This is a genomic window from Micromonospora sp. NPDC047465, assembly GCF_040643125.1.
GTDB lineage: Bacteria > Actinomycetota > Actinomycetes > Mycobacteriales > Micromonosporaceae > Micromonospora.
The window spans coordinates 152,724-176,090 of the sequence record NZ_JBEYTP010000004.1 but is presented as its reverse complement, the minus strand read 5'-3'; the positions used below and the strand labels follow the sequence as shown (position 1 = coordinate 176,090).

Below are 23,367 nucleotides of genomic sequence, written 5' to 3'. Positions count from 1 at the left end.
TCCGGGGTGACCACCGGACCGGACGCGGAGGTGCACGTGACGGCGCTGGACGACGCGGGGCGGACCGCCCGGGTGATGTGGACGCACTTCGAGCCGGTCCACGCGGTCACCTACTTCCATCCCCGTGCCCGCGCCGCCTTCGAGGCGGTCGGGCTGCGCGGCTTCTGGCGCGGCTACTTCGCCGGCCGGGCGGCGCCGCTCGGGCCCGTCGACGCCGCGCCGGTGGTCGGGTCGTTCTTCAACTTCGCCCCGCACACCGTGGCGCGGGCGCTGCCGGCCGTCTGGCGGCTCGCCACCCCGCCGGAGGCGCTGCGCGCCCGGCTCACCGGCGCGGTGCAGGCGCTGGCCGAGCTGACCTACGAGCTGCCCGAGTCGCACCTGGTCGAGGCGGCCGAGCTGCTGGAGGCGGCCGCCGCCGAGGTGGAGCCCGCCGGCCGGGTGCTCGGCGCGGCCAACGCCGCCCTGCCGCGCGGCGAGTACCCGCTGGCCCGGCTGTGGCAGGCCGCCACGACGCTGCGGGAGCACCGGGGCGACGGGCACGTCGGGGCGCTGGTCGCGGCCGACCTCGACCCGGTGGAGACGCTGGCCTGGCGGGTCGCGGTCGGCCTGTCCCCGCAGTACCTGGCCGGGCGGGGCTGGGCCGAGGAGCAGTGGGCCGCTGCCCGTGCCCGGCTGGCCGAGCGGGGCTGGCTCACCGCCGAGGGCGAGGCGACCGCGCAGGGCCGCGCCCGGTTCCGGGCGATCGAGGACGCCACCGATGCCGCCGCCGCGCGACCGTGGCGGGCGCTCGGCCCCGAGCGCGCCGACCGGCTCCGGGAGCTGCTCGAACCGATCGCCCGCGCCGCCCACTTCGTCATCCCCGAGGAGAACCCGATCGGCCTGCCCACCCCGCAGAGCTGACCGCCGCCCGTCCGGGACAGCGCGGGTCATCGCCCGCCCGGGAAACGGCGCGGGTCATCGCCCGGCGAGTCGGCCCGGTCGTCGCCCGTCCGGGACGGCGCGGGTCGGCGCCCGATGGGGCAGGATGGGGCCGTGGCGGATGCGGTGATCTTCGACCTGGACGGCGTGATCGTGGATTCGGAGCCGGTCTGGGAGGAGGTGCGGCGGGCGTACGTGGCGGCGCACGGCGGGACCTGGCAGGCCGACACGCAGCGCCGGCTGATGGGTATGAGCACCGGCGAGTGGGCCCGGTACCTCAGCGGGGAGCTGGGCGTCGACCGGAGCGCCGAGCAGGTCGCCACCGAGGTGGTCGAGGAGATGATCCAGCGGTACGCGGCGCGCGTACCGCTGATCGACGGGGCCGACGAGGTCGTGCGCCGGCTGGCCGGGCGGTGGCCGCTGGGGCTCGCCAGTTCCTCGCCGACCCGGCTGATCGCGGCGGCGCTGGCCGCGACGGGCCTGGCCGACGTGTTCGGCGCGACGCTGTCGACCGAGGAGACCGAGCGGGGCAAGCCGGCGCCGGACGTCTACCTGGCGGTCGCCGGGCGGCTGGGCGTCGACCCGGCCCGCTGCGTCGCCGTGGAGGACTCGTCCAACGGCGTCCGGTCGGCGGCCGCCGCCGGGATGACGGTGGTGGCGGTGCCGCACGGGTCGTACCCGCTGGACCCGGACGCCGAGCGGCTCGCGGCGGTGGTGCTGGGCGCGGTGGGCGAGCTGACCCCCGCCACGGTGGACCGGCTCGGGTAGCGGCTCAGGCCGGACGGGCGACCACGTCGAGCAGCGGCGTCGGCCGGTCGACCCGGGCGATCTCCGCGACGGTCCAGCCCGCGGCGCCCACCCGGTCGACGAGCCGGTCGACGAGCGGGGCCAGCCGGGCGGGGTGCGGCGGCTCGTAGACCAGGTGCAGCACGCCGTCGGGGGCCAGCAGGCCGGCGAGGCGGCGGAACTCGGCCGTGGGCGGCCGGGTCCAGAACAGGTTGACGTTGACCGCGAGGATCCGGTCGTAGCGCTCCCCGGGGGAGTCCAGGGTGGACAGGTCGGCGTGCCGGAAGACGGCCCGACCGGCGGCGACCTGCGCGGCGTTGCGCTGGGCGGCGGCCCGCAGCGCGGTGGCGGACCGGTCGACCGCGACGACCCGGGCGACCGCCGGCACCGCGCAGATGAGCGCGACGGCCACGCCGTTGCCGCAGCCGATCTCCAGCACCCGGTGGCCGGCGCGCAGGTCGAGCCGGTCCACGGCCCAGCGCAGCCGCTCCGGCACCCGCCTGGTCGCCACCCGGTCAGCGTAGCCACGCCGGGCCCGTCAGACCCGCCCCGACTCGGGCTCGACCTCGGCGCGCGTCGCCGAGCGGCCCCGCGACTCCCCGGTGCCGGCCGGTTCGGCGTCGGCCCCCACCCCGTCCCGCATGACCACTCCCTCCCGCCGGTCACCCGGTTGCACGGTTTCCGGCCCCGTCGAGATCGGCATGAGCGCGGGTCCGCCGGGTACGGCAGCCGACGGCGCCCCGCGCCGGGGCCGCCGGGTGAGGAGACGGGGATGAAGGCGATCGTGTACGAGCGCACCGGCGACGTCTCGGTGCTGCAACTGGTCGACCGGCCGGTGCCGGAGCCGGGTCCCGGCGAGGTCCTGGTGCGGGTAGCGGTCTCCGGGGTGAACCCGACGGACTGGAAGTCGCGCCGGCAGGGGCCGCTGCCGGACGGCTGGCAGACGCCGGGGCAGGACGGCGCGGGGGTGATCGAGTCGGTCGGCGAGGGCGTCGACCGGGAGTTGGCCGGCGAGCGGGTCTGGCTGTGGGAGGCCGCCTGGCAGCGCCCGTGGGGCACCGCAGCCGAGTACACGGTGGTGCCGGTCCGGCAGGCGGTACCCCTCGGCGACGCCTCCTTCGACGTGGGGGCCTGCCTGGGCATCCCCTTCCTCACCGCACACCGGTGCCTGACGGCCGGGGAGTACACGCCGGACAGGCTGCACGCCGGGTCGCTCAGCGACCACACGGTGCTCGTGCAGGGCGGGGCGGGGGCGGTGGGCAACGCGGCCATCCAGCTCGCGCGGTGGGCGGACGCCTGCGTGGTCGCCACGGTCAGCAGCCCCGAGAAGGCGCAGCTCGCGGCGGCGGCCGGAGCGTCCTTCGTGGTCAACTACCGGGAGCAGGACGTGGTCGAGGAGGTCCGCAAGATCGCGCCCGACGGGGTGCACACGATCGTCGAGGTCTCCGCGGCGCGCAACGCCGCGACCGACGTGCAACTGCTCGGGCGCGGCGGCGCGGTGTGCGTCTACGCCGACGACGGCGGGGACGAGCTGACCCTGCCGATCCGGCCGTCGATGGTGCCGAACGCGCGCTGGCAGTTCGTGCTCGTCTACACGGAGCCGAAGGCGGCCAAGGCCCAGGCGGTGGTGGACGTGGCCGCCGCGGCGGCGCAGGGCGGCATCCGGGTGGGCGAGGACGCGGGCCTGCCGCTGCACCACCACCCGCTCTCGGCGGCGGCCGCCGCGCACCGGGCGGTGGAGAACTCGGTGGTCGGGAAGGTGCTCATCAGCACCAGCGCCCCCGGGTGACGGCCCCCGCCGGGAGGCGGCTGAGCGTCCGCCGGGAGACGGCTGGGGCGCCCGCCAGCCGGCCGGGACCACCGCCCCAAACCCCCAATGATCTGCGCGAGTTTCCCCGTCATCGGGACAGAGGCGAACAACTTTCGCAACAATGGTGGTGCGGGTCGCCCCGCAAAAGGAACGGGCGGCCCCGGCGCGGTGCGAACGCCGGGGCCGCCCCTGGGGAGGGATGTCTCAGGAGTGCGTCCCTTACCCCAACAGGCGACGGTGCGCCTGAAAACGTTACGGGGCCGTCAGCTCCCGGACACTCAGCTCGCCCTCGGCGTACCTCGAACGCACCACCTTCTTGTCGAACTTGCCGACGCTGGTCTTCGGCACCGCGTCGATGACCGCCCAGCGCTCCGGCAACTGCCAGCGGGCCACCGACCCGGCCAGGAACTCGCGCAGCTCCTCCGGGTCGACCGACGCCCCCTCGCGGAGGACGACGGTGGCCAGGGGCCGCTCCCCCCAGCGCTCGTCGGGCACCCCGACCACGCAGGCCTCCAGCACGGCCGGGTGGGCCATCAGCGCGTTCTCCAGCTCCACCGAGGAGATCCACTCGCCGCCGGACTTGATCACGTCCTTGGACCGGTCGGTGAGGGTGATGTAGCCGTCCGGCGAGAGGGTGCCGACGTCGCCGGTGCGCAGCCAGCCGTCACGGAACTTCTCCTCGTCCGGGGTGTCGTCGCCGAGGTAGCGGGCGGTCACCCAGGGCCCCCGGACCTCCAGCTCGCCCACGGACGTGCCGTCGGCGGGCATCGGCTCGCCCAGCGGGCCGACGATCCGGGCCTCGACCCCGGCCGGCACCCGGCCCTGGGTGTAGCGGTAGCGCCAGGCGTCGTCGCCGGTCGCCCCGGCCGGCGGGCGGGCCACCGAGCCGAGCGGCGACATCTCGGTCATCCCCCAGGCGTGCACGATGTCGATGCCGTGCCGCTCGCCGAACGCGTGCATCAGTGCCGGCGGGCAGGCCGACCCGCCGACGATCACCTCCTGCAGCGAGGAGGTGTCCACCTCGTGGCCGTCGAGGTGGGCCAGCAGGTCGTTCCAGATGGTCGGCACCGCCCCGGCCAGGGTGGGCCGCTCGACGGCGATCATGTCGGCGATCGGCGCGGCCTGGAGGAACCGGTCCGGCATGATCACCGACGCGCCGGAGATGAACGCCGCGTAGGGCAGTCCCCAGGCCATCGCGTGGAACATCGGCACGATGACCAGCTCGCGGGTGGTCGGGCCGAGGCCGAACGACTCCGGCATGCAGACCTGGAGGGAGTGCAGGTATATCGACCGGTGCGAGTAGGCGACGCCCTTGGGGTTTCCGGTGGTCCCGGAGGTGTAGCAGAGGGCGGCGGCGGCGCGCTCGTCCACCTCCGGCCAGTCGTAGACGTCGGGCCGATCGGCCAGCAGCGCGTCCCAGTGGTGTACGGCGATCCGGTCGCCGGCCGCCACCACCAGCGGGGCCGGGTCCCCGCCGCCGACCACGACCACGTGCCGCACCGTGGTCATCTCGCCGATCACCCGGGCGAGCAGCGGGATGAGCGTCGAGTCGACCAGCACCACCCGGTCCTCGGCGTGGTTGGCGATGTAGGCGACCTGCTCCGGGAAGAGCCGGATGTTGAGGGTGTGCAGCACGGCGCCCATGCTCGGCACCGCGAAGTAGGCCACGAGGTGCTCGTTGTTGTTCCACATGAAGGTGGCGACCCGCTCGTCGCCGGTGACCCCGCACTCGTCGCGCAGCGCGTGGGCCAGCCGGGCGGCCGTCCGCCCGACCTCGGCGTACGACATGCGGCGCGGTTCGCCGCCGGTCCATGTGACGACCTCGGCCGTGCCGTGCACGGTCGAACCGTGGGTGAGGATCCGCGCGACCTGGAGGGGGGCGTCCATCATCGTGCTACGCATGGGTAACAAATTAGTGTCGCCGGTCACACCTTGGGAACCCTGGAAAGCCCGTCCGCCCCCGGCCGGCCCCGTAAATTGTCCGGGTGAGCATCTCCTGGGCCGATTCGTACGTGGGCCAGTTGCGCGCCCTGGCCGGTGACCGGACGCTGATGTTCGTCGGGGCCCGCGCCGTGGTCCGCGACAACGCCGGGCGCGTCCTGCTGATCCAGCGCTCCGACAACCACCAGTGGGCCCTGCCGGCCGGGGCGATGGAGCTGGGCGAGTCGATCGCCGACTGCGCCGTCCGCGAGGTACGCGAGGAGACGGGCCTGCGCGCCCTGCGGGTCAGCGCCTTCGCCCTCTACACCGGCCCGGACCGCACCCACACCAACATGTACGGCCACACGTACCAGATCTTCACGACCGCGTTCCGCGTCGAGGAGTGGGACGGCAACCTGGCCCGGGTCACCGACGAGACCGTCGACGCCGGCTTCTTCCACCGGGAGCAGTTCCCGGCCCCGCTCTCCACGAGCGTCCCCGAGACCCTCGCCGACCTCGACGTCTTCGAGCAGACCAACCGGCTGATCCTCAAGTGACCCGGGCCGGGGCGCACCCCGGACACCGATCGCGCCCGGGGTGACAGCCGAGGGTCACCGGATCACCGCCAGGATGCACCGTCCTTCAGGGCGGGGAGGAATGGCGAACGCGTCGTCAACCACGATCGTCCTTTGTGGTAAGACTGGTCCTGTGCGGACGGCGTACAGGTGTCGGGCGTACCCGAACCCGGAGCAGGCGGCGGTGCTGAACCGTACGTTCGGTTGCATCCGGGTGGTGTGGAACCGCACGCTTGCCGCCCGTCATGCTCGTTACCACGCTGAGGGCAGATCGACCTCGTACGCCCAGACGGATCGGGCGCTGACGGAGATGAAGAAGCAGCCCGACCTGGCGTTTCTGGGTGAGGTGTCGTCGGTGCCGTTGCAGCAGACCCTGCGGCACCAGCACACCGCCATGACGGCGTTCTTTGCCAAGCGGGCCCGGTATCCGCGCTACAAGTCGCGGCATGGGCGCCAGTCGGCCAGTTTCACCCGGTCGGCGTTCCGGCTGCGTGGCGGGAACCTGTCGTTGGGGAAGACACCTGGTGTGTTGCGGTTCGTGTGGTCCTGGCCGAACATCGACCCGGCGGGGTTGGATCCAACGATGGTGACGGTGTCGCGTGACCCGGACGGCCGCTGGTTCGTGAGCTTCGCCGTCGACGCCGAGGCACCCGCCGCACCACCCGAACCGTCGGGCGGGGTCGTGGGGGTGGATCTCGGCCTGAGTGACTTCGCGGTGCTGTCCACCGGCGAGCGCATCCCGCATCCGAGGCACATGGAGCGGCGCGAACGCCGACTCAAGCGGTATCAGCGGATGATGGCCCGCCGGCAGAAGGCTCCGCCAACCGCGCCAAAGCCAAACGGAAGGTGGCCCGGGCGCATTCGCGGGTGCGCGACGCCCGCCGGGACTTCCTCCACCAGCAGTCCACCGCCCTGGTGCGCCGGTTCGCCGCCATCGCCGTGGAGGACCTGGCGGTGGCGAACATGGTCCGCAACCGCTCCCTGGCCAAAGCGATCGCCCGTACCGGCTGGGCCGAGTTCCGCACCCTGCTTGCCTACAAGGCGCACCGCGACGGCCGCACCCTCGCCGTGGTGGACCGCTGGTACCCGTCGTCCAAGACGTGTTCGGCGTGCGGGCACCTGCTCGCTGTGCTTTCCCTCGGCACACGGCATTGGTCGTGTCCGGTTTGCGGCACCCGGCATGACCGGGACGTCAACGCCGCCAAGAACATCGCTGTCGCGGCCGGGCTGGTCGAGACGCAAAACGCCTGCGGAGCGGACGTCAGACACGAAGGACCTCCTTCCGTGCGGTCTGCGGTGAACCAGGAACCCCAACCCGCGAGGGTCGGAATCCCCCGCCGTTAGGCGGGGGAGGATGTCAAAGCATGGTCTGGCTCTTTGCCTCCATCTCGGCGGCGGCCTCCTCCTTCGATTCCCGGGACAGCGGCTTGCCGCCCGGCGCCGGGGCCTCGCCGCCGAGGCCGTCCGCGCCGCCCGTGGTGCCGCCGGGGCCCGCCCCGCGCAGCTTCTCGTTCGGCAGCGCGAGGGTGACCAGCACCGCCACGATCGCGATCAGTCCGGTGGTCAGGAAGACCAGGTGCAGCGACTCGACGAACGACACCTGGACGGCCGCGCGGACGGGGGCGGGCAGGGCCAGGATGGTGGCCGGGTCGTTGACCGAGACGTCCGCTCCGCCGCTCGCCGCCACCGCGGCCTGCTGCTGCGGCGGCAACTGGGCGATCGCCCCCGGCAGCCGGCCGGCCAGCTCGGACGTGAGCCGCGACGACAGCACCGCGCCGAGGATGGCGACGCCGAACGACCCGCCCAGCGACCGGAAGAACGTCGCCGACGCGGTGCCGGCGCCCAGGTCCCGCATCGAGGCGGCGTTCTGCACGGCCAGGATCAGCGACTGCATGCAGAGCCCCAGCCCGACACCGATCACCACCATGAAGCCGAAGGCCGCCCAGAGCGTGGTGCCCACCTCCAGCCGGGTGAACAGCAGCATGCCGACCACCAGCACCGCCGCACCGGCCACGGGGAACCACTTGTACCGCCCGATCCGACTCATCGCCCGGCCGGTCAGCACCGAGGTGACGATGATGCCGGCCATCATCGGCAGCATCAGCAGGCCGCTGCGGGTCGGCGAGGCGCCCTTGACGATCTGGAGGTAGAGCGGGATGAAGATGATCGACCCGAACATCACCAGGCCGAGCACGAAGCCGGCGCTGTTGGCCAGGGCGAAGGTGGCGCTGCGGAACAGCCGCAGCGGCAGGATCGGCTCGGCCACCCGGGCCTCCTGGAGCACGAAGAGCACGCCGAGCACCGCGCCCGCGACGAAGAGCCCGATGATCACACCGGAGCCCCAGGCGTACTCGTTGCCGCCCCAGCTCAGCGCGAGCAGCAGGCAGCTCACCCCGGCGACCAGCAGCGCCGCGCCGAGCCAGTCGATCGCGTGGTCGCGCCGGGTGAACGGGATCAGCCGCATCACCCGGGAGCAGACCACGATCGCCAGGATCGCCAGCGGCACGTTGACGTAGAAGATCCACCGCCAGTCGGTCTCGGCGAAGTAGCCGCCGACCAGCGGCCCGGCGACCGAGGAGAGGCCGAAGACCGCCCCGAACAGCCCCTGGTAGCGACCGCGTTCCCGGGGCGTGACCACGTCCGAGATGATGGTGAACGCCAGCGTCATCAGGCCGCCGGCGCCGAGACCCTGGATCCCGCGGGTGACGATGAGCTGGGTCATGTCCTGCGACAGGCCGGCCAGCAGCGAGCCGAGCAGGAACGTGCCGATGGAGAAGAGGAACACCGGGCGACGCCCGTACAGGTCGGCCATCTTGCCGTAGAGCGGCGTCGAGGCCGTGGAGGCGAGCAGGTACGCGGTGACCACCCACGAGTAGTGGTTGATCCCGCCCAGCTCGCCGACGATCGTCGGCAGGGCGGTGCCGACGATCGTCTGGTCGAGCGCGGCCAGCAGCATGCCGGTCATCAGGCCGAACATGAGCAGCCGGATCTGCCGCCTGTTGAGCACCGGGGCTTCCGTGGTCATCCCAGGTCCTTTCCCCGCCCACCCGAAACATGCGTGCCGGCTGGTCGCCGGTCGGGTCGACCGTGGTGGGCCGGCGGTGCCGGCCGTCGGCCCGCCGACCGCACTGGTCGGCGAGGGGTCACCGGGACGGGTGCGGACCCTCGGCGAACTCCTCGACGATCTTCGCGCAGAAGGCCGGCAAATCGCCGGGCTTTCGGCTGCTGACCAGCCCGTCGTCCGTGACGACCTGCTCGTCGACCCAGGTCGCGCCCGCGTTCGTCAGGTCGGTGCGCAGGCTCGGCCAGGAGGTCATCCGGCGGCCCCGCACCACGTCCGCCTCGATGAGCGTCCACGGGCCGTGGCAGATCACCCCGACCGGCTTGCCGGCGTCGAAGAACCCCCTGACGAAGCGCACCGCGTCCGGGTCGGTCCGCAGGAAGTCCGGGTTCGCCACCCCGCCGGGCAGCACCAGCGCGTCGTAGCCGCCCGCGTCCGCGTCGGCCACGGTCACGTCCACGTCGTACGCGGTGGACTGGTCCAGGTGGTCGAAGGACCGGATCGTGCCGGGCCTGAGCGAGACCAGCACCGCCGTGGCGCCGGCCCGCTCCACCGCCTCGCGGGGCTGGACGTACTCGACCTCCTCCACGCCGTCGGCGGCCAGGAACGCGATCCGCTTGCCCTGAAGTGTCGTCGCTGCCATGTCGGTGTCCTCTCCTCTCCGGGGTACCGTCCGTCCCTTCCCGGGGCCCGGTGCCCGAAACCCGCGCCGAGGGTGCGCCCAGGTTTGACGGGGGTGCCGAGGGGGACCCCGGGAGGCATGGCAGCAGCAGCGGAACAGCGCCGGCTCGCCACCGTGGTGGAGGGCTGGCTGGGGCGTCCCGTCCTGGTCATCGGCGACGCCATGCTCGACGACTGGCGGTTCGCCGAGTCCGACCGGCTCTGCCGGGAGGCGCCCGCCCCCGTCCTCACCCTGCGCCGGCGGATCTCGGCGGCCGGCGGGGCGGCGAACACCGCGGTGAACGTCGCGGCGCTCGGGGGCCGGGCGGTGCTGGTCGCACCGGTCGGCGCGGACGTCGCCGGGGACGAGTTGCACGACTGTCTGGACCGGGCCGGCGTCTGGGACCGTACGGTCAACCAGCCCGGCCGCCCGACGCCGGTGAAGCGGCGCATGCTGGCCGGCAACCAGATCCTGCTGCGCGAGGACTCCGGCGACCCGGACGACGCGCTCGACGACGACGGGGTGGCCCGGCTGCTCACGGCACTGGACTGCGCCACCGAGGAGCTGCGCGCCGCCGCCGGTGGCGAGGCGCCCACCCTGGTGGTCTGCGACTACGGCCTGGGCGCGCTGCCCGCTCCGGTGCGCGCCTGGCTGGTCGCCCAGCGGGAGCGGTACGCGACGGTCGCCCTGGACGCCCACGACCTGGCCGACTGGCGTGGCCTCGCCCCGACCGTGGTGACCCCGAGCTTCGCCGAGGCGACCCGGCTGCTCGCCCGGGCCGCCGGCACCCGGCCGGCCCACGCGACCGAGCTGCACCTGGACCACCCCGACGGCGATCCGGCCGACGGCCCCTCCGAACTCACGGTGGGCGCCGCGCCGGGCGGCCTCGGGCCGCTCCACGGCATCCGCCACCCCGACGCGACGGGCCTGACCGGGAACGCCGGCGGCCTGCCCGGAACCCACCCGGCCGGAAACGCCGGTGGCCTGCCCGGGACCCACCCGGCCGGCGGCGGAGCGGGACCGACCGGGCACGGGGCGGGCCCCGTCCGCGGCGGTGTCGGGCCGACCGGCGAGCCGACGCCCGGCGAGGGCCGGGTGGCGATGACCGGGGACGGGCTCACCGTGACCGGCACCGGCGTCACCGTCAACGCCACGGCGGGCGAGGGCGTCGACCGGGCGGTGCTGGCCGAGTCCCGCCTCGCCGAACTGCGCGCGCACACCGGCGCCGACGTGGTGGCGGTGACCCTCGACACGGAGGGGGCGGTGGTCGGCGGGGCCGACGGCGAGCCCCGGCGCAGCCACAGCACCCCGGTGCCCGCCAGCCACGCGGTCGGGGCGGGGGACGCGTACCTGGCGGCGATGACGCTGGCGCTGGCCGCCGACGCGCCGCTGCCGACCGCCGCCCAACTGGCCCAGCTCGCCGCGACCATCACGGTCTCCGACACCGGCACCTGCGTGTGCCGCCGGGAGGACCTGCTCGCGGCCCTGGACGTGCCGGTCGACGGGGCGGGCCACCGGTCGCTGGTGGGGGCCGAAGAACTGGCCGCGCTCGTCGCGGAGCACCGCCGGGCGGGCCGCTCGATCGTCTTCACCAACGGCTGCTTCGACGTGCTGCACCGCGGCCACGTGCGGTACCTGGAACAGGCCCGGGCGCTCGGCGACCTGCTGGTGGTGGCGGTCAACTCCGACGGCAGCGTACGCCGGCTCAAGGGCCCGGACCGGCCGGTTAACCCGGTCGAGGACCGGATCGCGCTGTTGGCCGCGCTGGCCTGCGTCGACCACGTGGTGGTCTTCGAGGAGGACTCCCCGGCAGGTCTCATCGAGACCGTCCGCCCCGACGTGTACGTCAAGGGCGGCGACTACCCGCCGGAGATGGTCCCGGAGGGCCCGCTGGTGCGCCGGCTCGGCGGGCAGGTCCGCACCCTCGGGTACGTGCCGGACCGGTCCACCTCGGCGATCATCGACCGGATCCGGTCGCACAGCCAGGAACCCCAGGGGGACTCCTCCCTGACGAGCAAGCCGTCGTGAGCCGCCCGCTCGACCTCGGCACGGCCGAGCGGTTCCGCGCCGAGCGGCTGCTCGACGTGCTGATCCCGACCCGCAACCGCCCGGCCGAGCTGGCGGTCACGCTCTCCGGGCTGGCCGCCCAGGAGGGCGTGCCCGGCTTCGGGGTGGTGGTCAGCGACCAGTCCGACGGCGACGCCGCCTACCGGCACCCGGCGTCGGCCACCATGGTCCGGGCGCTGCGCCACCGGGGGCACCCGGTGCTGCTGACCCGCCGGCTGCCCCGGCGCGGGCTGGCCGAGCACCGGGCCTACCTGCTCTCCGCCTCCGCCGCCCGGTACGTGCTCTGCCTCGACGACGACGTCTGGCTGGAACCGGGCACCCTGGGCCGGCTGGTGACCGCCATCGAGGAGCTGGGCTGCGGCTTCGTCGGCAACGCCGTGCACGGGCTGTCGTACGCCGACGACGTCCGGCCGGACACGCACCGGCACTACGAGGAGTGGACCGGGCGGCCCACGCCGGAACGGATCCGCCCGGGCACCCCCGAGTGGGACCGGGCGTCGATCCACTCGGCGGCGAACCTGCTGCACGTCACGCGGACGCTCGACCTGCCGTCGGGGGCCTGGCGGGCGTACAAGGTGTCCTGGATCGGCGGCTGCGTGCTCTACGACCGGGCCAAGCTCCTCGATTCCGGCGGGTTCGACTTCTGGCGGCGGGTGCAGGAGAAGCACCAGGGCGAGGACGTCGCCGCCCAGCTCGCCGTGTTGGCGCGCCACGGCGGCGCCGGCGTCCTGCCCAGCGGCGCGTACCACCTGGAGTCGCCGACCACCGTCACCGACCGGGACGTGGAGGCGTGGGAGGTCGTGCTCGCCGAGGAGGACGCGGCCCAGCCGGCCTGAACCCCGCGACCGGCGGCCGTGCTCGGGGCGCGCCGGGCTCGGGGCACCGTGCTCAGGGCGCGCCGGGCTCGGGGTGCAGCAGCTCGCGGGCCGCCTCCACCACCTCCACCACCGGCACGTCGGTGACGAACGAATCCCGGTGCGGGCACTCGCCGTCGCCGGGGCGGTGCGGGTAGATGCCGGGGGTGCAGTCCACCCCGCAGACCGGGCAGAGCACCGTCCACGAGGCGATCGGCCGGTGCCGGCCGCGCAGCATGTTCGCCACGTTGATCAGGTTGCCGACCCAGTAGACGCCGACGGTCGCGGTGCCCACGGCGGCGGCGAGGTGCAGCGGCCCGGTGTCGTTGGAGATCACCAGTTCGCAGCCGGCGTAACAGCCGGCCAGCCCGCCGAGGCTGAGCGTGCCCACCTGCGGCCGGACCGGCACCCCGGCCGCCGCGACCACCCGGTCGACCACCTCCTGCTCCGCTGGGGTGCCGGTGACCAGCACCTCGTACCCGTCTCCGACCAGGTCGCGGGCGACCCCGGCGAATCGTTCGGCGGGCCAGCGCCGGCGGGTGTCCGTCGCGCCGGGGTGGAGCGCGACCCTGGGCCGCTGCGGTGGGCCGAGCACCTCGGCCGCTTCGGCCCGGTCGGCGTCGGTGACGGTCAGCGTCGGGACGACCGTGGTGGCCGGCGCACCCACCAGCGCGGCCACCTCCAGGTAGCGGACCACCTCGTGCTGGTAGTAGACGTACCGGATCCAGCGGTCCAGCGGCGGCGCGTCCTCGGCGCGCAGCCCGGCGGTGACCCGGGCGCCGAGCGCGCCGACGAACGGGTTGGAGTTGGCGCCCCCGCCGTGCACCTGGAGCGCCAGGTCGAAGCGCTCCTTGCGCGCCGCGGTGAGGAAGTCGTCCGTCGACGACTCCGGCTCGTCCGGCTCAAGGTGGCGGATCCCGGGCGCGGGCGGCACCACCATGACCCGGTCCACCGGGCCGGGCCGGTCGCGCCAGAGCTTCGCGTGCCACGGCGCGCCGAGCAGCACGATCTCCGCCTCCGGGTACGCGGCGCGCAGCGCGTCCAGCGCCGGCAGGACGAAGATGAAGTCGCCGAGCGCGTTGGCGCGCAGCACGGCGATCCGCTCGACGTCGGGCACGCGCCCGGCGACCGGGCCGAGCACGTCCGGGGTGACCACGGGCCCCCGCTACGGCCGGTCGGTCTCGCCGACGGCGATGTCCGGGTGGTGCATCTCCCGGTCGGCGGCCGGGTCGACGACGGTCCGCGTGCCCACCGGGGCACCGGGGCGGCCGACGGTGATGGTGCGGGGTGTGGGGCGGGCGGCCCGGGGCAGCCGGACCCGGAGCAGGCCATGGTCCATCACCGCGTCGATGGCGTCCGGGTCCACGCGGGCGGGCAGGTCGACCCTGTACTCGAAGCCCCGCGTCTCGAAGCCGCCGGGGATGCCCTGGTCGGCGTTGACCTCGGCCTCGGAGCGGGCCCGGACGCACAGCTCGCGGTCGTCCAGCTCGACCGCCACCTCCTCCGGCGCCACCCCGGGCAGCCGCACCACGACCTCCCAGCCGTCGGCGGTCTCGGCCAGCTCGACGTCCGGCGGCCCGGCCCGCCCGCCGACCAGCCGGCGCAGCTCGGAGCGCAGGGACTGCAACTCGCCCATCGGGTCCCAGCCCTGCTGCCGCCCGCGCCAGCCCCGGCCGGACCCGCCGCCCTGCTCACTCATGCCGGCCCTCCGCTGTGCTCGCTCATCGCACCTCTCCGATCCGGTGGGTGGCCGCCGAGGGCCTCAGTGAGCTGGGCGCGTCCAGGCCGGCGTCCCGGTCCACACCGACGCCGAGCCGGTCGACCAGTTCCCCGCCGAGCCAGGCGCTGATGCCGAGGATGGCCAGCGCGACCACCTCGATGGCGATCAGCGCGCCGCCGGCGGCCCGGGAGTCGGCGTTGAGCCGCACCACCCAGGTCGCCGCGAACAGCAGGATCACGGCGAGGTTGGCGGCGGCATGGCTCAGCCCCACCCGCTTGGCGCGGGTCCCCGACGGGATGGCCAGGAGGTCGAACGTCCCGGCCGCCGCGGCCAGCAGGCCGCCGACCAGGCCGACGGTGATGTTCCAGTACGCGACCTCGCCGAGGAAGTCCGGCCCGCCGACGGTGTCCACCACGTCGAACAGGACCGCGGTGACCAGCAGGGCCACCGGGAACATCACCAGCATCGGGTGGACGGGGTGGCCCAGCACCTTGAGTCGGCTCTCCATCCGGGCCTCCACTGCTCGGTCTGTCCGGGCGCGTCGGGTGAGGCGGTACCCCCGCCGCCGACGGGCAAACCTCGCGCCGGCCGCCTCCCCCTAGGCTGGCGGGCGGCGGCCACGCCGCCACCGGAACCAACGCACGGGGGAGGGTCACGTGACGGTGGAGATCACGTCGCACGAGGAACTGCGCGAGCTGCTGGGGGCGCCGATCCCGCGGGTGCTGGCCAAGGAACGGCCCGTCCTGCACGAAAGGGACCGGCAGTGGCTCGCCGCGTCACCGTTCTGCCTGGTGGCGACGGCCGGCGCGGACGGCAGCTGCGACGTCTCGCCGAAGGGCGACCCGCCCGGCTTCGCGCTGGTGCTGGACGACCGGACCATCGCGATCCCCGAGCGGCCGGGCAACCGGCGCGCCGACGGCTACCGCAACATCCTCGACAACCCGCACGTCGGGCTGCTCTTCCTGATCCCCGGGCGCACCGACACGCTGCGGATCAACGGCCGTGCGCGGCTGGTCCGGGACGCCCCGTGGTTCGACGACATGGTGGTGAAGGGTCACCGCCCGATCCTCGCCGTGGTCGTGGAGATCGAGCAGATCTTCTACCACTGCGCCAAGGCGTTCCTGCGCTCGCAGCTCTGGCAGCCGGAGAGCTGGCAGCCGGAAGCGCTGCCGTCCCGGGCCCGGCTGATCAAGGAGGTCGAGAACCCGGCCGAGAGTCTGGCCGACCTGGAGCGTCACTACGGCCCGGGCTACGCCGCCACGATCTATTCCTGACGGCCGTCCCGGTGCGGTTCCGGCCGCCTCGCCTCCGCCATTGCTAAAGACATCTTTATAAAGATAGCTTTAGGGTATGTCCCTACCCGAGGTGAAGCTCTCCGACCCCAAGGCCCTGCGCGGCTACGCGCACCCGCTGCGGATGGCCCTGATCGGGCTGCTGCGGCAGCAGGGCCCGTTGACCGCCACCCAGGCCGCCGAGCGCCTCGGCGAGAGCGTGCCGAACTGCTCGTTCCACCTGCGACAGCTCGCCAAGTACGGGCTGGCCGAGCGGGCGCCCGGCGCCGACGCCCGGGAACGGCCCTGGCGGGCCACCGCCCTCAACACCTCCTGGGACGACGCCTCCGACGACCCCCGGACGCGGGCGGCCGTCGACGAGCTGAACGCCGTCCAGCTCGCCCTCTACACCCGCCGCGCCGAGGAGTTCCTGAGCCGACGGGCCGACGAGCCGACGGAATGGCGGGCGGTCACGGGGTTCAGCGACCGCCCTGTGCACGTCACCCCCGACGAGATGGCCGAGCTGACCGCGCGGATCGAAGCCCTGCTCGCGGAGTACGACGACCGGATCACCGACCCGACGAAACGTCCGGCCGGCAGCCGGAAGGTCAGCCTCATGCACCTGGCCGTCCTCACCGATCCGCCGCCGGCCGGAGCCTCCGCCGGCGAGCAGGGCGGTGCGCGATGAGCGCCGAGGCGACCGCCACCCCGGTCACCGCCCCGCCCGGCAGCCCGTCCCGACGCGGTCCGCTGCCCCGGCTGCTGCGCGATAGGGTGTTCCGCCGGTACTGGTCGGCGCAGACCGTGTCGTACTTCGGCGACGAGATCTCCGCTCTGGCCCTGCCGCTGCTGGCCGTGCTGGTGTTCCAGGCCACGCCCGCCGAGATGGGCTACCTGACCGCCGCCGCGCTCGTCCCGAACCTGCTCTTCTCGCTGCTCGCCGGCGCCTGGGTGGACCGGTACCCGCACAAGCGCCGACTCATGATCCTCACCGACCTCGGCCGGGCGCTGCTGCTCACCGCCGTGCCGGTCGCCTACCTGCTGGGCGTGCTCACCCTGACCCAGCTCTACGTGGTGGCCTTCGCGGTCGGCACGCTCGCCGTGCTCTTCGAGGTCGCCCGAGGGCCGCTCTTCGTCTCCATCGTGGCCCGACCCGACTACGTCGAGGCGAACACCCTGGTCAACGGCAGCCGGGCGATGTCCCACGTGGCCGGGCCAAGCATCGGCGGGGCCCTCGTACAGGTGCTCACCGCGCCGATCGCCCTGATCGCCGACGCCCTGTCGTACGTCGTGTCCGCGTACTTCCTGATGCGGATCCGGCCGACGGAGCCGGCGCCCGCCCGCGGCGGCCTGGCCCTCGGCGGTGGGCTGGGCTTCATCGCGCGGACACCGATGATACGCGCGATCCTGCTCGGCACCACCACGCTCAACCTGTTCAACTTCATGCTGGCCGCGCTGTTCGTGCTCTACGCCACGCAGGAACTCGGCCTCTCGCCCGGCCTGCTGGGCGCGGTGCTGGGCGCGGGCGCGGTGGGTGGCCTGATCGGCGCGGCGCTGACCGGCCCGCTGGTCCGCCGCTTCGGCGTCGGGCTGACGCTGCTGGCCGGGTTCGTCCTCTTCCCTGCCCCCATGCTGCTCATTCCGCTCGCCGGCGGGCCGACACCGCTGGTCGTCGGGATGCTCTTCGCCGCGGAGTTCCTCGCCGCGATCGGGGTGATGCTGCTCGACATCACGACCGGCTCGGTGCAGACGGCGCTGACCCCGCAGACGCTGCTGGCCCGGGTGGCCGGGGCTCGGCGCACCATCAACTACGGCATCCGGCCGATCGGCGCGCTGCTCGGCGGCGCGCTCGGCAGCACCCTCGGCGTCCGGCCGGCACTGTGGATCGCGACGGCGGGCGCCCTCGCCGGGGTGCTCTGGGTGTTCTTCTCGCCGGTCCGCCACCTCCGTGACCTGCCGGAACAGGCCGACTGACGGGGCCGGACGTTTGAGGTGGCCGCCGAGGGTACTGCTATCGGGGACGGCCCGGCGCGTCACACGGCGCCATTCTCTGGACACGGGTCGAAGGAAGGACGGACCTCCCATGCCCACGCGAAGCAGCTCGGGGTCGACCGCGACCAAGAACCCCCCGGGCAACCAGACGCCGAACACCCCGGACATCAACGAGAGCGAGATCGCCCGGATGAAGGTCGACGACCTGCGCGACCGGCTGCGCCGGCGCGGCGTCACCGACACCGCCGACATGAAGAAGGACGACCTGGTCGAGGCCCTGGTCACGAGCCTCCGGGACGGCCGGGACTCCTCCGGGCCCGGCTCCTCGGGCTCCTCGTCCGGCGGCATCCGGACCGGCGCGCAGACCTCCACGTCGGTCAGGTACTCGCAGGTCATCGACTCCGTGGACGACGAGCCGGAGCGGCCGGGCCGCAGCCTGGTCACCACCGACCACGAGGTCATCCGGCAGTGGGCCGAGGCCCGCAAGGGCGTGCCGTGCACCGTCGACGGCACCGACCACGACGGCCACGCGGGCGTCCTGCGCTTCGACTTCCCCGCCAACGGACGCGAGGACCGGCTGCGTGAGATCAGCTGGGAGGAGTGGTTCGAGGCCTTCGACAAGCGCCGGTTGAACTTCATCTACCAGGAGGAACGCGCCGACGGGCGGCAGAGCAACTTCTTCCGGCTGGACAGCCCGGACCGCGCGGACGGCTGAGCCCTCGTACCGGACGGCAGGCCCGGGTCGGCATCCCGCCCGCCCGGCCGCCGCGGGTCGACGGCACGTCCCTCGCCCGGCTCGCCGACGTCAGGCTCGCTGTCCGATGTGGTGTTCCGCCAGGTCTGGCGATTGAGCGCCATCACCGGGGGTAGGAGGTCACACGGACGAGGGACGGCTCTCCCCTCCGACGAGAGCAGTTCGACCAACGAGGAGGATCACCCGTGACCACGAAGGTCGAGAAGTCCATCGAAGTGCAGGTTCCGGTCAGCACCGCGTACAACCAGTGGACGCAGTTCGAGGAGTTTCCCCGGTTCATGGGGGGCGTCCGCGAGGTGCGTCAGCTCGACGACCGACGGATGCACTGGGTCGCCGAGATCGCGGGCGTCAAGCGTGAGTGGGACGCGACGGTCCTGGAGCAGGTGCCCGACCAGAAGGTGGCGTGGGCGGCCACCGAGGGCGCGACCAACGCGGGGGCGGTCTACTTCCAGCCCGTCGGTCCCGACCGCACCATCGTCCGGCTGCACCTGGAGTACGAGCCCGAGGGCATGATCGAGAAGGCCGGCGACAAGCTGAACATCGTCGAGCGGCAGGCCGAGTCCGACCTGCGCAAGTTCAAGTCGTACATCGAGGAGCGCGGCGTGGAGACCGGGGCCTGGCGCGGCACGGTCGACGGCGGCCTCGGGGTCGGCACGCCGGGCGTCGAGCACGCCGCGGGCACGCGGGGCGACAGCGGCAAGGCCGGGGTGTCCGGCAAGGCCGTGGCCGCGGGCGCCGCGGTGGCCGGGGCGGCGGCGGCCGGAGCCGCCGCGGCCACGAAGCGCCGCTCCGACACCGACGAGAACGGCCGTCCGGCCACCGGGACCGACGCGGGGTATGTGGTGCCGGAGACCGGGACCGCCGGCTACCCGCACCGCACGCTCTGAACCTTTCCCGTACGCCCAGGAGCGCCAGCGACCGGCCCAGGTCCCGTGACCTGGGCCGGTCGCTCGTGCCCATCCCGACCCCGGCCGCCCGCCGCCCCGTCCGCGCGGGGATGGCTGAGACGGCCGCGTGGCGCGCTTCCTTTCGCGGGCGGCGTCAGGCCGTCTCCGCGGACACCATCCACAGGTGGCCGTCCGGATCGGCGAAGGCGCCCGCGAAGCCCCACGGCTGCTGGCCCGGCTCGACGACCACCTCCGCGCCGGCGGCCCGGGCCCGCTCGACGAGCTGGGCCGCCTCGGCCGACGTCGCCGCCGACAGGCTGAGGACGCACTCGCTGTGCCCGCGCCGGGCGACCTCGTGACGGCCGATGACCCAGCCGAAGCCGCCAACCGGCACCAGCATGACCCGGAGACCGTCGTTGAGCGCGAACTGCAACGGCTCGGGGATGCCGTCCTCCGCCGGTTCCCCGACGGCGTCCAGGCCGAGCCCTTCCGAATAGAAGCGGTACGAGGTCGGGCGGTCGGCGATCGGCAGGCTGACGACGACCGGTGCGTACTGCATGAGGCTGCCTCCAGGTTGACGGACGACGTGAGTCGTCAGGGTGGACGCCGACGGGCGCCGGAACTCATCGCTCCAGCTGCGCCCGGAGGCCGTACCGGTCGATCTGGATCCAGTACTCCACGATCAGCCCGTCGACCACCCGGTAGACCGCGCTGGTCAACTGGGTCACCGGCGCCCCGGTGGGCGCGAGACCGTCGACCTCCCCGACGTGGTGTCCCCGCTGCGTCCAGCGTGCGTAGACCTTCTCGCCGGAGCCGAAGAGCTCGTCGACGGTGAGGGTGAAGCGGCCGTACGCGTCGAGCATCTCCGTCACGTGCTCCGCGTACTGCTGGGGACTGCGCTCGACCACGGCCGGGGCCTCGGCCTGCACCTGGCGGGCCGTCACCGTCGGGGCCATGAAGCGCCCGGCCTGGGAAGGGTCGACGCCGGACCGGACCACCTCGAGGAACGACCGGACCACGGTCAGCGGATCACTGTGCATCACGACAGTATTCCCGCAGGTCACCGGGCTGGGGGCGCGGACCGGCCCCCCTGGGTCACTCGCTCCAGCCCGCCGCGTTCGTGCAGGACTCCCGCGAGATGCCGGAGCCGGTGTCCGGCCACCCGCCGAACCGCTTGTTGTGCAGGTGGGCGAAGAAGTAGCACATGCTCTCGCACGTGCCGTCCGGCACGGCCACGGCGGGGTCGGCGTTCACCGCCTCGTAGAACTCGCGCCCGAGCGCGACGATGTGGCCCCGGGCGTAGAGGAAGCCGTCGTCGGACCCGTCGGTCACCTCGTGGACGTCCGCCCGGTCGATGTCGTGCAGCTTGCGCTCGACCACCCGGTCCAGATCGGTCAGCTCCTGGCTGGACAGATCCGCCGAGAGCTGGCGGAGGTTGTCGAGGAACGGGTTGAGCCACGCGTCGATGGCGTAGAGGCTGTCGTCATCGTCGTCGGCTTCCGGGTCGCGGGTCAGGAGCGCCCGGCGGAACGCGGCGGGCGCGGCGCCCAGCCGTTCCCAGGCGGACTCGACGAGAGCCCAGAACCGGGCCTCGTCGTCGGCGCTCGGGAGCTTGGCGATACCACTGGCAGGATCAGTCACGGCGGGAGCGTAGCGAGCGTGACCGACAACCTCGCCCCGCCTAGGCGACACCGCCGACCTGCCTCCCTGGTTGCCCGTGCCGCCCGTTCCCACCGGTGCTTGCGTGACCTGGTCCGCCTGCGGTCGCCTCACCGCCGGCGATGCTCCGGTCGCCGGCGAATCGCTTCGGTGGGTACCGAAGCGTCACGCCCGTACCGTCGGCGACCATGACGACGACGACCAGCTCCCCCGCCGCCACCGAGCATCTGACGATCAGCCCGAAGGTCCTGTACTTCGGGACCCCGGTGGTGCTGCTGAGCACCGAGAACGACGACGCCAGCGCGAACCTCGCACCCATCTCCTCGGCGTGGGCTCTCGGCCACGTCGTGGTGCTCGGACTCGGCCGCGAGGGCCAGAGCGCCGACAACCTCGCCTCGCGCCCCGAGATGGTGATCAACTTTCCGGCCGCGCACCAGTGGGAAGCCGTCGAACGCCTCGCCCCGCTGACCGGCCGGCACCCGGTACCGGTCCAGAAGCGTGACCGCTTCCGTTACGAACCGGCGAAATTCGAGGCCGCCGGGCTGCGCCCGCAGCCATCGCAACACGTGCGACCACCCCGGGTGGCCGACTGCCCGCTGCAGCTGGAGGCCCGCGCCGCGCACGTCCGCGCCGACGCAGGCGGCGACTTCCTGATCGTCGAGGCCCACGTCCTGGCCGTGCACGCCGACGCCCGCATCGTCGTGCCGGGAACCAACCACGTCGACCCGAAGTCCTGGAACCCGCTGATCTACAACTTCCGCCACTACTTCGGCCTCGGCGACCAACTCGGTCACAGCTTCCGCTCCGAGACGCCCACGGTGTGACCGCCGACGGCGTTGACGATCCGCCCGCCACGCGCTCGTGGCCGGGGCCGCCTCTCATTCGGGCGGAACCGGCGCGGGGTGACGGCCGCCGCCACTAGCGTCGGGACCATGCCCGCCCGTCCGTCCCGATGGTCGATGCCGCCGCGGGTGCTGGAGGCACCGTCGTACCTGCAGGCGTTCGTGCTCTCCGGGGTGGTGACGGTGCTGGTCACGCGGGCCTTCCTCCAGGCGGCCGGCTTTCCGCGGCTCGGCGGCGGCGGGCTCCACATCGCGCACGTGCTCTGGGGCGGGCTGCTGATGACCGCCGGCCTGGGTGTCGCGCTGGTCTTCCTCGGCAGCGCCCCGCGCATCCTGGGCGCGATCCTGGGCGGGACAGGGTTCGGGCTCTTCATCGACGAGGTGGGCAAGTTCGTCACGGCCGGAACCGACTACTTCTACGCCCCGGCCGCCGGCATCATCTACGGCGCCTTCGCCCTGCTGGTCGTGATCACCCAGGCGATCCGTGGGCGGACCAGGCTCTCCGGCCCGGAGCGGACGGCCAACGCGCTGTACACGGTGGTCGGCGGGCTCCGCACGGGGCTCACCGATCAGCGTCGCACAGCGGTCATGCGTCAGGTCGACGGCTGCGGCCCGGACGTCGAGGAGGCGGTGGCGAAGCTGCTGGACGCCGTACCCCGGCGTGAGCCGGCCGGCCCCCGGTTCTGGCAGCCCTGGCTCAGCCGGGCCCGCCGGGCGGTGATCTGGGTGACCACCCACCGGTGGGTGGTGTCGCTGGTGGTGCTCTACCTGGTGGGCGAGCCGTTCGTCGTCGTGCTCACGGTCGTGCAGGACGCGGTCACCGGCCTGTTGCCCGACCAGCGGGAGTGGCGGGCGGTGGTCGGGGTCTCGGTCTCCGCGCTGATCACCGCGGTGCTCGGCATCCGCGGGGCGTTGCTGCTGCCGCACGGCCGGGTGCGAGCCTTCCGGCTGTTCAAACTCGCGCTGCTCGTGGACCTGCTGTTCGGGCAGATCTTCAGCTTCACCGTCGATCAGTTCGGGGCGCTCTCCGCGCTCTGCGTGGACCTCTTCCTGCTCGCGGTGGTGACGGCCGAGTACCGCCGGCTCTGCCGGCAGGCACCGACGTCACGCAAGTGAGGTGCGGCTGACCGGCTTCGGCCGGTCGCTCTGCCACCTGATCGGCGGCGGCCTGAAGAAACGGCGAAACGATCGTTGCCCCCACCGCGCCTGGACACACAGCGTGCGGCCTCCCGGTTCTGGTCGGGAGGCCGCCGCCGGCTGAAATTCAATCGTGGGGAGTTTGGGACCCGGCGATCAACGGGTGAGGCGGATTTCCACCGGACCGGTGAAAGCACCGCCGTCGAAGTCCGAAGCTGTGGCCACGGCCATGCCCGGGTGGTACGGAATGCCGCTCCGCGACTGCACGAGGATCTGGGATGTCTGCGTGGAAGAACTGCAGGTGCTGAAGAGGAAGCCGAAGCCCTCCACGAGTTGAGTCCCTCTGGCCTGCGCGACGTAGACCTCGATGTTGGCGGGTTCGGAGGGGGTGCACTGATAGGTGACCGAGACGGTCACGAAGACCCCTTGGGAGCTGACTTGTGCTGTCGGAGA

Annotated in this window: 23 protein-coding genes and 2 pseudogenes; 14 read left to right on the top strand and 11 right to left on the bottom strand. The window is 73.5% G+C overall.

The window, feature by feature from the left end; all coding sequences use genetic code 11:
* Window positions 1–75 precede the first annotated feature (75 nt).
* Both ABZ793_RS06460 and ABZ793_RS06455 read left to right on the top strand, forming a co-directional pair.
* Window positions 76–900 carry a hypothetical protein gene (locus ABZ793_RS06460; protein WP_357453181.1) on the top strand — a complete coding sequence of 275 codons (825 nt, stop codon included), beginning with the start codon at window positions 76–78 and terminating at the stop codon, window positions 898–900.
* Between the two features lie 114 nt (window positions 901–1,014).
* Window positions 1,015–1,686, top strand: a complete 672-nt coding sequence (locus ABZ793_RS06455) for an HAD family phosphatase (protein ID WP_357452837.1) — start codon at window positions 1,015–1,017, stop codon at window positions 1,684–1,686.
* 4 nt (window positions 1,687–1,690) lie between these two features.
* Here the strand turns inward: ABZ793_RS06455 and ABZ793_RS06450 are convergent, their stop codons facing one another.
* Window positions 1,691–2,215 carry a class I SAM-dependent methyltransferase gene (locus tag ABZ793_RS06450; RefSeq protein WP_357452834.1) on the bottom strand — a complete coding sequence of 175 codons (525 nt, stop codon included), beginning with the start codon at window positions 2,213–2,215 and terminating at the stop codon, window positions 1,691–1,693.
* A gap of 261 nt (window positions 2,216–2,476) precedes the next feature.
* On the opposite strand from ABZ793_RS06450, the gene ABZ793_RS06445 reads away from it, so the two are divergent.
* On the top strand, window positions 2,477–3,493 hold the full coding sequence (locus tag ABZ793_RS06445; protein ID WP_357452830.1) for an NADPH:quinone reductase: 1,017 nt from the start codon (window positions 2,477–2,479) through the stop codon (window positions 3,491–3,493).
* A gap of 273 nt (window positions 3,494–3,766) precedes the next feature.
* On the opposite strand, the gene ABZ793_RS06440 is transcribed toward ABZ793_RS06445, so the two are convergent.
* Window positions 3,767–5,401, bottom strand: coding sequence for a fatty acid--CoA ligase (locus tag ABZ793_RS06440; RefSeq protein WP_357453178.1), 1,635 nt, complete (start codon window positions 5,399–5,401; stop codon window positions 3,767–3,769).
* Window positions 5,402–5,499: 98 nt separating this feature from the next.
* Between ABZ793_RS06440 and ABZ793_RS06435 the strand changes: the two genes are divergently transcribed.
* Window positions 5,500–5,991: an NUDIX domain-containing protein gene (locus ABZ793_RS06435; protein WP_350701761.1), complete on the top strand. Its 492-nt coding sequence runs from the start codon at window positions 5,500–5,502 to the stop codon at window positions 5,989–5,991.
* A 166-nt stretch (window positions 5,992–6,157) separates the two neighbouring features.
* Window positions 6,158–7,353: pseudogene (locus ABZ793_RS06430) on the top strand (RNA-guided endonuclease TnpB family protein); the annotation flags it as partial.
* 13 nt (window positions 7,354–7,366) lie between these two features.
* Here ABZ793_RS06430 and ABZ793_RS06425 read toward each other — a convergent pair.
* Together ABZ793_RS06425 and ABZ793_RS06420 are read right to left on the bottom strand one after the other, a co-directional pair.
* Window positions 7,367–9,034: an MDR family MFS transporter gene (locus tag ABZ793_RS06425; protein WP_357452827.1), complete on the bottom strand. Its 1,668-nt coding sequence runs from the start codon at window positions 9,032–9,034 to the stop codon at window positions 7,367–7,369.
* Window positions 9,035–9,152: 118 nt separating this feature from the next.
* Window positions 9,153–9,713 (bottom strand): type 1 glutamine amidotransferase domain-containing protein, encoded by a 561-nt coding sequence (locus tag ABZ793_RS06420; RefSeq protein WP_357452824.1) that lies wholly within the window; start codon window positions 9,711–9,713, stop codon window positions 9,153–9,155.
* A gap of 117 nt (window positions 9,714–9,830) precedes the next feature.
* Between ABZ793_RS06420 and rfaE2 the strand changes: the two genes are divergently transcribed.
* Together rfaE2 and ABZ793_RS06410 are read left to right on the top strand one after the other, a co-directional pair.
* A complete protein-coding gene (gene rfaE2, locus ABZ793_RS06415) occupies window positions 9,831–11,759 on the top strand; it encodes a D-glycero-beta-D-manno-heptose 1-phosphate adenylyltransferase (RefSeq protein WP_357452821.1) in 1,929 nt (642 codons plus the stop codon).
* Complete coding sequence (locus ABZ793_RS06410) at window positions 11,756–12,634, top strand: glycosyltransferase (RefSeq protein ID WP_357452818.1); 879 nt, start codon at window positions 11,756–11,758, stop codon at window positions 12,632–12,634. The genes rfaE2 and ABZ793_RS06410 overlap by 4 nt, the downstream gene beginning before the upstream one ends.
* A gap of 52 nt (window positions 12,635–12,686) precedes the next feature.
* Here the strand turns inward: ABZ793_RS06410 and ABZ793_RS06405 are convergent, their stop codons facing one another.
* From ABZ793_RS06405 to ABZ793_RS06395, 3 genes are read right to left on the bottom strand one after another with little or no spacing between them, the layout of a single operon-like run.
* Window positions 12,687–13,808, bottom strand: a complete 1,122-nt coding sequence (locus tag ABZ793_RS06405; RefSeq protein ID WP_357452815.1) for a glycosyltransferase family 9 protein — start codon at window positions 13,806–13,808, stop codon at window positions 12,687–12,689.
* A gap of 9 nt (window positions 13,809–13,817) precedes the next feature.
* Window positions 13,818–14,351, bottom strand: a complete 534-nt coding sequence (locus ABZ793_RS06400; RefSeq protein ID WP_357452807.1) for an Hsp20/alpha crystallin family protein — start codon at window positions 14,349–14,351, stop codon at window positions 13,818–13,820.
* A gap of 22 nt (window positions 14,352–14,373) precedes the next feature.
* Window positions 14,374–14,880, bottom strand: a complete 507-nt coding sequence (locus ABZ793_RS06395; protein WP_357452804.1) for a DUF2231 domain-containing protein — start codon at window positions 14,878–14,880, stop codon at window positions 14,374–14,376.
* Between the two features lie 148 nt (window positions 14,881–15,028).
* Between ABZ793_RS06395 and ABZ793_RS06390 the strand changes: the two genes are divergently transcribed.
* The 5 genes and pseudogenes from ABZ793_RS06390 to ABZ793_RS06370 form a co-directional block, all read left to right on the top strand.
* Complete coding sequence (locus tag ABZ793_RS06390; protein ID WP_357452801.1) at window positions 15,029–15,646, top strand: pyridoxamine 5'-phosphate oxidase family protein; 618 nt, start codon at window positions 15,029–15,031, stop codon at window positions 15,644–15,646.
* A 76-nt stretch (window positions 15,647–15,722) separates the two neighbouring features.
* Entirely contained in the window at window positions 15,723–16,331 is a 609-nt protein-coding gene (locus ABZ793_RS06385) for a helix-turn-helix domain-containing protein (RefSeq protein ID WP_357452798.1), read from the top strand.
* On the top strand, window positions 16,328–17,617 hold the full coding sequence (locus ABZ793_RS06380) for an MFS transporter (RefSeq protein WP_357452795.1): 1,290 nt from the start codon (window positions 16,328–16,330) through the stop codon (window positions 17,615–17,617). Before ABZ793_RS06385 ends, ABZ793_RS06380 begins: the two co-directional genes overlap by 4 nt.
* Window positions 17,618–17,726: 109 nt before the next feature.
* The gene (locus ABZ793_RS06375) at window positions 17,727–18,350 is read left to right on the top strand and encodes a hypothetical protein (RefSeq protein WP_357452792.1); all 624 of its coding nucleotides are present in this window, start codon (window positions 17,727–17,729) and stop codon (window positions 18,348–18,350) included.
* A gap of 224 nt (window positions 18,351–18,574) precedes the next feature.
* Window positions 18,575–19,024, top strand: a pseudogene (locus tag ABZ793_RS06370) (SRPBCC family protein); the annotation flags it as partial.
* A 406-nt stretch (window positions 19,025–19,430) separates the two neighbouring features.
* Here ABZ793_RS06370 and ABZ793_RS06365 read toward each other — a convergent pair.
* The 3 genes from ABZ793_RS06365 to ABZ793_RS06355 form a co-directional block, all read right to left on the bottom strand.
* Entirely contained in the window at window positions 19,431–19,835 is a 405-nt protein-coding gene (locus tag ABZ793_RS06365; protein WP_357452789.1) for a VOC family protein, read from the bottom strand.
* A gap of 64 nt (window positions 19,836–19,899) precedes the next feature.
* Window positions 19,900–20,316 carry an ester cyclase gene (locus tag ABZ793_RS06360; RefSeq protein ID WP_357452786.1) on the bottom strand — a complete coding sequence of 139 codons (417 nt, stop codon included), beginning with the start codon at window positions 20,314–20,316 and terminating at the stop codon, window positions 19,900–19,902.
* A gap of 55 nt (window positions 20,317–20,371) precedes the next feature.
* Window positions 20,372–20,917, bottom strand: coding sequence for a DUF4240 domain-containing protein (locus ABZ793_RS06355; protein ID WP_357452783.1), 546 nt, complete (start codon window positions 20,915–20,917; stop codon window positions 20,372–20,374).
* 206 nt (window positions 20,918–21,123) lie between these two features.
* Between ABZ793_RS06355 and ABZ793_RS06350 the strand changes: the two genes are divergently transcribed.
* Window positions 21,124–21,759: a flavin reductase family protein gene (locus ABZ793_RS06350; protein ID WP_357452780.1), complete on the top strand. Its 636-nt coding sequence runs from the start codon at window positions 21,124–21,126 to the stop codon at window positions 21,757–21,759.
* A 135-nt stretch (window positions 21,760–21,894) separates the two neighbouring features.
* On the top strand, window positions 21,895–22,893 hold the full coding sequence (locus tag ABZ793_RS06345; RefSeq protein WP_357453175.1) for a hypothetical protein: 999 nt from the start codon (window positions 21,895–21,897) through the stop codon (window positions 22,891–22,893).
* A gap of 177 nt (window positions 22,894–23,070) precedes the next feature.
* On the opposite strand, the gene ABZ793_RS06340 is transcribed toward ABZ793_RS06345, so the two are convergent.
* Window positions 23,071–23,331, bottom strand: a complete 261-nt coding sequence (locus ABZ793_RS06340) for a hypothetical protein (protein ID WP_357452777.1) — start codon at window positions 23,329–23,331, stop codon at window positions 23,071–23,073.
* Window positions 23,332–23,367: the final 36 nt, after the last annotated feature.

Excerpts from the sequence above, each read along its gene's own strand:
- ABZ793_RS06460 (WP_357453181.1), top strand. The coding sequence starts at position 76 with ATGTGGACGCACTTCGAGCCGGTCCACGCGGTCACCTACTTCCATCCC.
- ABZ793_RS06455 (WP_357452837.1), top strand. The coding sequence starts at position 1,015 with ATGGGGCAGGATGGGGCCGTGGCGGATGCGGTGATCTTCGACCTGGAC.
- ABZ793_RS06445 (WP_357452830.1), top strand. The coding sequence starts at position 2,477 with ATGAAGGCGATCGTGTACGAGCGCACCGGCGACGTCTCGGTGCTGCAA.
- ABZ793_RS06440 (WP_357453178.1), bottom strand. The coding sequence starts at position 5,401 with ATGGACGCCCCCCTCCAGGTCGCGCGGATCCTCACCCACGGTTCGACC.
- ABZ793_RS06425 (WP_357452827.1), bottom strand. The coding sequence starts at position 9,034 with ATGACCACGGAAGCCCCGGTGCTCAACAGGCGGCAGATCCGGCTGCTC.
- ABZ793_RS06420 (WP_357452824.1), bottom strand. The coding sequence starts at position 9,713 with ATGGCAGCGACGACACTTCAGGGCAAGCGGATCGCGTTCCTGGCCGCC.
- rfaE2 (WP_357452821.1), top strand. The coding sequence starts at position 9,831 with ATGGCAGCAGCAGCGGAACAGCGCCGGCTCGCCACCGTGGTGGAGGGC.
- ABZ793_RS06400 (WP_357452807.1), bottom strand. The coding sequence starts at position 14,351 with ATGAGTGAGCAGGGCGGCGGGTCCGGCCGGGGCTGGCGCGGGCGGCAG.
- ABZ793_RS06395 (WP_357452804.1), bottom strand. The coding sequence starts at position 14,880 with ATGGAGAGCCGACTCAAGGTGCTGGGCCACCCCGTCCACCCGATGCTG.
- ABZ793_RS06385 (WP_357452798.1), top strand. The coding sequence starts at position 15,723 with ATGTCCCTACCCGAGGTGAAGCTCTCCGACCCCAAGGCCCTGCGCGGC.
- ABZ793_RS06380 (WP_357452795.1), top strand. The coding sequence starts at position 16,328 with ATGAGCGCCGAGGCGACCGCCACCCCGGTCACCGCCCCGCCCGGCAGC.
- ABZ793_RS06375 (WP_357452792.1), top strand. The coding sequence starts at position 17,727 with ATGCCCACGCGAAGCAGCTCGGGGTCGACCGCGACCAAGAACCCCCCG.
- ABZ793_RS06365 (WP_357452789.1), bottom strand. The coding sequence starts at position 19,835 with ATGCAGTACGCACCGGTCGTCGTCAGCCTGCCGATCGCCGACCGCCCG.
- ABZ793_RS06360 (WP_357452786.1), bottom strand. The coding sequence starts at position 20,316 with ATGCACAGTGATCCGCTGACCGTGGTCCGGTCGTTCCTCGAGGTGGTC.
- ABZ793_RS06350 (WP_357452780.1), top strand. The coding sequence starts at position 21,124 with ATGACGACGACGACCAGCTCCCCCGCCGCCACCGAGCATCTGACGATC.
- ABZ793_RS06345 (WP_357453175.1), top strand. The coding sequence starts at position 21,895 with ATGCCGCCGCGGGTGCTGGAGGCACCGTCGTACCTGCAGGCGTTCGTG.